This is a genomic window from Myxococcus sp. AM011, assembly GCF_013372595.1.
Taxonomy (GTDB): Bacteria; Myxococcota; Myxococcia; order Myxococcales; family Myxococcaceae; genus Myxococcus; species Myxococcus eversor.
Map to the genome: position 1 here is coordinate 1 of NZ_JABXEM010000416.1, position 6,580 is coordinate 6,580.

The window sequence follows — 6,580 nt, forward strand, 5'->3', positions numbered from 1 at the left end:
CACCCAGCGTGGCGTGCCAGCATCCGGCTCGCTGCTGGACTCCGCGCGGCCTGCAACATTCCTTCCCGGCAACCAGCGCGCTCGTCGCGACCGCGCTCTCCATCAACCACTTCGCTCAGCAACACTGGCGATGACTTCCACGCCGGGGTGCTGGCTCAGCCAGGCGCTCACCGTGGGAGTCGAGCGGTCTGGCAATACGTCCCGCACGCAGTGCGCTTCCAGGTCGACAAGGATGGAGCCGTAGGTGCGCCCCTTGCGCAGCGCCCAGTCGTCGAGGCCCAGGACGCGAGAAGGGCTGGGAGGAGGCAGCGGAGCGCGGCGAATCAGCCGCAGGAGGGTATCGGGACTGGTGGGCATGGCCAGGGGATTGAGCAGCCTGGCCCCAGCCTCTGCTCCGGCTGTGATTGCAACAGCGCACTGCGCGGTGGCCAGTCGCCGTGTCCGCCGAGCCTGAGTGGCCAAGAGGCGCACCGGCCGCTCCGCGAAGGTGCGGCGGGAGCATTCCGGGTTTCGGCAGCAGAAGCGCCGCACACGCAGCTCGAGTTGCACGACGCGCCCTGCGGCGGGCAGGTCCGCCGGGCGTCGGACGTAACTACCATGCACTGCGGTACTGGGCGTCTGGCAGGAGGGACATCGTGCTCCCGTGCCATCCATGCGCACATCGAGGACGACACCCGCCGGGCTACCGTGGGCCACCCGGTCCACCCGACACCCAGGAAGTGGGTACAGCGTTTCCATTCCCAGGGTGTATTCGCCCCGCTGGCAGCTTGCCGCGCCTGCCTACTCCCCAGAGGGGGACCACACGAAGTGCGGGAGAGCCACGGAACCGGGGCAAGCTCAACATGCGCCCGAGAGTGGTTGGCGCAGAAGCCGGAGGCGCAGTGCCGAGTCGGGAAGCGCTCAGTGAGACACACGGCGCGGCGCAAGGCAGCCGGTGTTCTCGCACCAGTCGCCGAACGCGCAAATGGAAGCCGACTTCGGCGCCATGCGGCCATGGCCTATGAGTAGGAACCCGTAGCGGCGAGGCGAACAAGCTCCTCAGACGATGAGCAACCGATGAATCCGTCGCGCCCTACTTCGCCTCGCGCGCTGACGGCGAACCGGAGGGCTCGTCCAGTTCATCCGTGAGGCCGTGCTTCGCCAGCCGGTAGCGGAACGAGCGGAAGGACAGACCGAGCAGGTCCGCCGCGCGCGTCTTCACCCCACCCGCCTGCTTCAGCGCCGCCAGCAGGTAGCGCCGCTCGCTGTCATCCAGGTGGCGCTCCAGATTGAATCCGCCACCCAACTGGGGCTCGCCGCCATCCCCTGGACGCGCCACCGGCTCCGACTCGCCGCGCACCGCAGGCGGCAGCGTGGACGGCCCCAGCAGGTCCGAGTCCGACAGCGTGGCCGCGCGCTCGACCATGTTCTGCAACTGCCGCACATTGCCCGGAAACGCATAGCGCTCCAGCAACGCCAGCGTCTCCGGCGCGAAGCGCAGGCCCGGCCGCCCCAGCTCCTCCGCCATCCTCGACAGGAAGTGTCCCGCCAGCAGCGAGATGTCCCCCGCGCGCTCCCGCAACGGCGGCAGCTCCAGCGTAATCACGTTGAGCCGGTAGAAGAGGTCCTCGCGAAAGCGCCCCGCCTTCACCTCCGTCTCCAACCTCCGGTTCGTCGCCGCGATGACTCGCGCCTGGAAGGGCACCTCCGCCGCGCTGCCCACCGGCTTCACCTTGCGCTCCTGGAGCACACGCAAGAGCTTCACCTGCGTGGCCAGCGGCATCTCCCCCACCTCGTCCAACATCACCGTGCCCTCGCCCGCGGACACCAGCAACCCCGCGCGCTCGTGCACCGCCCCGGTGAAGGCCCCCTTCACGTGGCCGAACAGCTCGCTCTCCAGCGTGCCCTCGTTCAGCGCCGCGCAGTTGAAGGGCAGGAAGGGCTGCGCCGCCCGGCTGCCACGCATGTGGATGCCCCGCGCCACCAGCTCCTTGCCCGTGCCACTCTCCCCCGTCACCAGCACCGTGCTGCGCCCCGGCGCCACCTTCTCCACCAGGGCCCACACCGCCTGCATCCTCGCGCTGTGCCCCACCGCCATGCCCAGGCCGGGCAACAGCCGCGCGCGCAGCGTGGAGTTCTCCTGCCGAAGCGTGCGCTTCTCCAGCGCCTTCTGCACCAGCAGCCGCAGCTCCTCGTTGTCGAAGGGCTTGCAGATGTAGTCGTACGCCCCCTCGCGCATCGCCTCCACGGCGGCGGACGGCGTCCCGTAGGCCGTAATCAGCACGACTTCCGGAGGCTCCTTGCGCGCCCGCGCCGTGCGCAGCACGTCCAGGCCGCTGCCCGTCCCCAGCTTCATGTCGGAGATGACCAGGTCCACCCCGTCGCGCGCGAGCACCTCGCACGCGGGCTTCACCCCGGGCACGCTCGTCACCGCGTAACCCTCGCGGTGCAAGAGCAGCTCCAGGTACTCCCGCATGGACAGCTCGTCGTCCACGACGAGGACGTGGCCCCTCACTCCGCTCTCTGCCGCATGCGCGGTCGTCACAGTGGCAACCCCACGACGAACTCCGTTCCCTCGGCCGGGTCCGAGCGCACGCGGATGGACCCGCCATGCGCCCTGACGATGGAATGCGCGGTCGACAAGCCCAGGCCCGTGCCTCCGTCCCGCGTGGTGAAGAAAGGCTCGAACAGGTGGCCCATCATCTCCTCGGTGATGCTTCCCGCCGAGTCCCACACGCGAATCTGCGCCTCCTTCTCGCTCCTCGCCAGCCCCACCTTCACCTCCCCCTTGGGTCCCGCCGCCTGGAAGCCGTTGCGCACCAGGTTGATGAGCACCTGCCTCAGCTGGTCCGGGTCCACCGCGGCCATCAGACGCTCGTGCGCGGACACCTCCACCCGTACGTCCCGCGCCAGGGGGTCCGCCCTCAACATGTCCACCGTCTCCGCCAGGAGCGCGTCCAGCGGCACCTCGCGGCGCACCGGCTCCGGCGGCCTCGCGAAGCGCAGGAAGTCCTCCACCAGCCGCCCCAGCCGGTCCGACTCACGCACCAGGATGTTGGTGAGCTTCACCACCACCACGTCCCGCGAGCACTCCTGCGCCAGCAACTGCGCGGAGCCCCGCATCGCCGCCAGCGGGTTGCGCAGCTCGTGCGCCAGTTGCGCGGAGAGGGCCCCCAGGCTCGCCAGCCGGTCCGAGCGCTCCAGGTCCTCCTCCATCCGCCGCAGCTCGGTCAAATCCTGGAAGACGATGAGCAGCGCGCCCTGCTCGCCCTCCAGCGGCGTCACCGACATCCCGAGGATGATGCGCCGGCGGCCCCCATCCGTGCCCACCACCAGCTCGCCTCGCGACAGCCGCGGCGCCAGCCCCGACACTCCGGGGAGCAGCGACTCCAGCGGCTGCCCCGCGCCGGCCTCGTCCTCCAACTGGAGGATGCCGCGCGCGGCGGCGTTGACGTACGTGACGCGCTTCTGGCTGTCACAGGTGATGAGGCCCGACGGCATCGAGGAGAGAATCTGCTGCTGCAGCCCGCCCAGCCTGCGCAGGTCCGCCTCGCGCGCGGACAGCGCGCCACCCGTGGCGGAGAGCTGCCGGGACAGGTAGCCCGCCAGCACGGCGATGAGCGCCAGCGCCAGCAGGTTGCTGCCCAGCACGAAGAAGCCCCGGCTGGGCAGAAGCGGCCCCAGGGGCGCCACGTCCGACAGCCGCTGCATCACCACCAGCCCGGCGAAGCACACCGCCGCCGCCGCCGCCACCCAGAGCGAGCCCCGCCAGTCCAGCACCACCGCGGCGCCGATGACGGCCAGGCTGTAGAGGAACGTCAGCGGCGAGTCGGAACCACCGCTCAGGTACACCAGGCCCGTGGCGATGGCGACGTCGCCCAGCACCTGCACCCACGCGTCCAGCCGCCCGGCCTTCTCCCGTCGCAGCCGGATGCCCACCACCACCGTGGAGATGTACGCGGCGACGATGACGGAGAGGGAGAGGGTGTCCGCCCGGCTCGGCTCCTCCAGGGGCTGGAGCAGCAGGCGACCCACGGTGATGACGAGCGACAGGCTCGCCGCCACCGTCCGGAACAACACCAGCCAGACCAGGCGCGCGCGAAGCCTCTCGGCTTCGTCCGCGCGCGCCCTGGCGACCGCGGAGCTACTTGATGGCACCGGCAATGGAGAAGATGGGCAGGTACATGGCGATGAGGAAGCCACCGACCACGCCGCCGAGGAACACCATCAACAGCGGCTCAATCATCGCCGTCAGCGAGCTGACGGCCGTGTCCACTTCGTCATCGTAGAAGTCGGCGATCTTGTTGAGCATGGTGTCCATGGCGCCCGTCGCTTCACCGACGCCAATCATCTGCACCACCATGGAGGGGAACACCTTCGTCTCGAGCAGGGGACCCGCGATGTTCTTGCCCTCGGAGATCTTCCCGCGCACGTAGTAGATGGCCTCTTCCACCGTGCGGTTACCCGCCGTCTTCGCCGTCACGTCGAGCGCGTCGAGGATGGGCACACCCGAGGAGATCATCGTGCCCAGCGTGCGCGTGAAGCGCGCCACGGCCACCTTGCGGAGCACCGGGCCGAACAGCGGCATCTTCAGGAAGACCTTGTCCCAGAACTTGCGGCCCCGGGGCTGCCGGTAGCTCCAGGTGAAGGAAAAGACGACCGCGGCGATGATGCTGATGACGTGCAGCCAGTACGCCTCCGCCCAGGCGGACAGGTCCACGACGAACTGGGTGGGCGCCGGCAGCGCCGAGCCGAAGTCCGCGAACATCGCCGCGAAGACGGGCGTCACCTTGAGGAGCAGGAGCGCCGTCACGCCGATGGCGACGAGGATGACGATGGCCGGGTAGGTCATCGCGCCCTTGACCTTGCGCTTGAGCTTCTCCGCCTTCTCGCGGTAGGCCGCCAGACGGTTGAGGATGGTGTCGAGGATACCGCCGACCTCACCGGCCGCGCAGAGCTGGATGTAGAGCTCGTCGAAGACCTTGGGGTGCTCCTTGAGCGCATCCGCGAAGGTGCTGCCCTGCTCCACCTTGCCCTTGATGGCCAGCACCACCTTCTTGAAGGCGGGGTTGTCCATCTGGTTGGCGAGGATGTCCAAGCACTGCACCAGGGGGAGGCCTGCGTCGATCATCGTCGCGAACTGGCGAGTGAAGACGAGGATGTCCTTGCCGGTGACACCACCCATGCCCGGGATGGAGATTTCGCCGTCGAAGGCGCTCTTCTTGCGCACCTTGACGGGATTGAGGCCCAGGGACTTCAGACGAGCGTTGACGGCCTCGCTGTCCATGGCCTCCATCTCGCCCTTCTTCGTCTCCCCGCTCTTGGTCTTCGCCTCCCAGAGGAACTGGGCGGTGTTCTTCTTGGAAGGTGATGACTTCTGGACTGCAGTTGCCGCCATGAGCTTGGCCTCCGCGAACGCCGCGCGAGTCTAACCGCTGAATCTCAAAACCAGGAACTAACGACCCGCCGCTCCTCCGGCTGGCCGCTGGGCACCCGGTATCCCACCTCCACCCGTGGCGAGGATGTTGCGCAGCTCTTCCGGGTCGCTGGAGCGACCGAAGGCCTCGTCCTGGGAGATGAGCCGGCGCAGGAGCAGCGCCGCCAGGGCCTGGTTGAAGGTCTGCATGCCGTACTTGGCCTGACCCACCTGCATGGACGAGTAGATCTGGTGGACCTTGTCCTCGCGGATGAGGTTCCGGATGGCGGGGTTGGGAATCATGACCTCCAGGGCGAGGATGCGGCCCGGACCGCCCGCCTTGGCCACCAGCGCCTGGCTCATCACGCCCTCCAGCACGAAGGAGAGCTGGGCGCGCACCTGCGGCTGCTGGTACGGCGGGAACACGTCCAGGACGCGGTTGATGGTCTGCACGGCGCTGTTGGTGTGCAGCGTCGCGTAGCAGATATGGCCCGTCTCGGCGATGGTGAGCGCGGCTTCAATCGTCTCCAGGTCGCGCAACTCGCCCACCAGCACGATGTCCGGATCCTGACGCAGGATGTACTTGAGGGCCGTCTTGAAGTTTCGCGTGTCCGCACCCACCTCGCGCTGATTCACGAGGCAGTTCTTGTGTGGGTGCAGGTACTCGATGGGGTCCTCGATGGTCATGATGTGCTCATGACGCTCGGTGTTGATCTTGTCGATCATCGAGGCCAGCGTGGTGGACTTGCCCGAGCCCGTGGGTCCCGTCACCAGGATGAGGCCGCGCGGCTTCTTCACCAGCTCCGCCACGACGTTCGGCAGGCCCAGCTCCTGGAAGGTCAGAATCTTGAAGGGAATGGTGCGGAAGGCTCCGGCCACCGCGCCACGCTGCATGAAGATGTTGGCGCGAAAGCGCGACAGGCCCTTCACACCGAAGGACAGGTCCAGCTCGTTGTCCTCCTCGAACTTGTGCTTCTGGGCGTCCGTGAGGATGGAGTAGCAGAGCTGCTTGGTCTCCACGGGCGTCAGCGGCGCCGTCTTCAAGGGAACGAGCTCACCGTCCACGCGCAATTGCGGTGGCGAACCGGTGGTGATGTGGAGGTCGGAAGCGCCCTTCTCGACCATCGCCTTGAGGAGCTGGTGCAGGTTGGCCACGGTGGGGGTGTCCTTCGGTGAGGCTGGGGG

5 protein-coding genes and 1 pseudogene are annotated in these 6,580 nt (G+C 68.2%); all 6 read right to left on the reverse strand.

What is annotated here, in order from left to right; all coding sequences use genetic code 11:
* Positions 1–102: 102 nt before the first annotated feature.
* Positions 103–357 carry a transposase gene (locus HUW62_RS49435; protein WP_255203998.1) on the reverse strand — a complete coding sequence of 85 codons (255 nt, stop codon included), beginning with the start codon at positions 355–357 and terminating at the stop codon, positions 103–105.
* A gap of 162 nt (positions 358–519) precedes the next feature.
* Positions 520–738 (reverse strand): annotated as a pseudogene (locus HUW62_RS50220) (transposase family protein); the annotation flags it as partial.
* A 334-nt stretch (positions 739–1,072) separates the two neighbouring features.
* A complete protein-coding gene (locus tag HUW62_RS44995; RefSeq protein ID WP_368670637.1) occupies positions 1,073–2,494 on the reverse strand; it encodes a sigma-54-dependent transcriptional regulator in 1,422 nt (473 codons plus the stop codon).
* 26 nt (positions 2,495–2,520) lie between these two features.
* Positions 2,521–4,062, reverse strand: a complete 1,542-nt coding sequence (locus HUW62_RS45000) for a nitrogen regulation protein NR(II) (protein WP_176437952.1) — start codon at positions 4,060–4,062, stop codon at positions 2,521–2,523.
* A 61-nt stretch (positions 4,063–4,123) separates the two neighbouring features.
* Positions 4,124–5,377 carry a type II secretion system F family protein gene (locus HUW62_RS45005; protein ID WP_176437951.1) on the reverse strand — a complete coding sequence of 418 codons (1,254 nt, stop codon included), beginning with the start codon at positions 5,375–5,377 and terminating at the stop codon, positions 4,124–4,126.
* 57 nt (positions 5,378–5,434) lie between these two features.
* On the reverse strand, positions 5,435–6,550 hold the full coding sequence (locus tag HUW62_RS45010; protein ID WP_163865389.1) for a type IV pilus twitching motility protein PilT: 1,116 nt from the start codon (positions 6,548–6,550) through the stop codon (positions 5,435–5,437).
* Positions 6,551–6,580 lie beyond the last annotated feature (30 nt).

Coding starts and splice junctions, on each gene's coding strand:
- HUW62_RS49435 (WP_255203998.1), bottom strand. CDS start 357: ATGCCCACCAGTCCCGATACCCTCCTGCGGCTGATTCGCCGCGCTCCG.
- HUW62_RS45005 (WP_176437951.1), bottom strand. CDS start 5,377: ATGGCGGCAACTGCAGTCCAGAAGTCATCACCTTCCAAGAAGAACACC.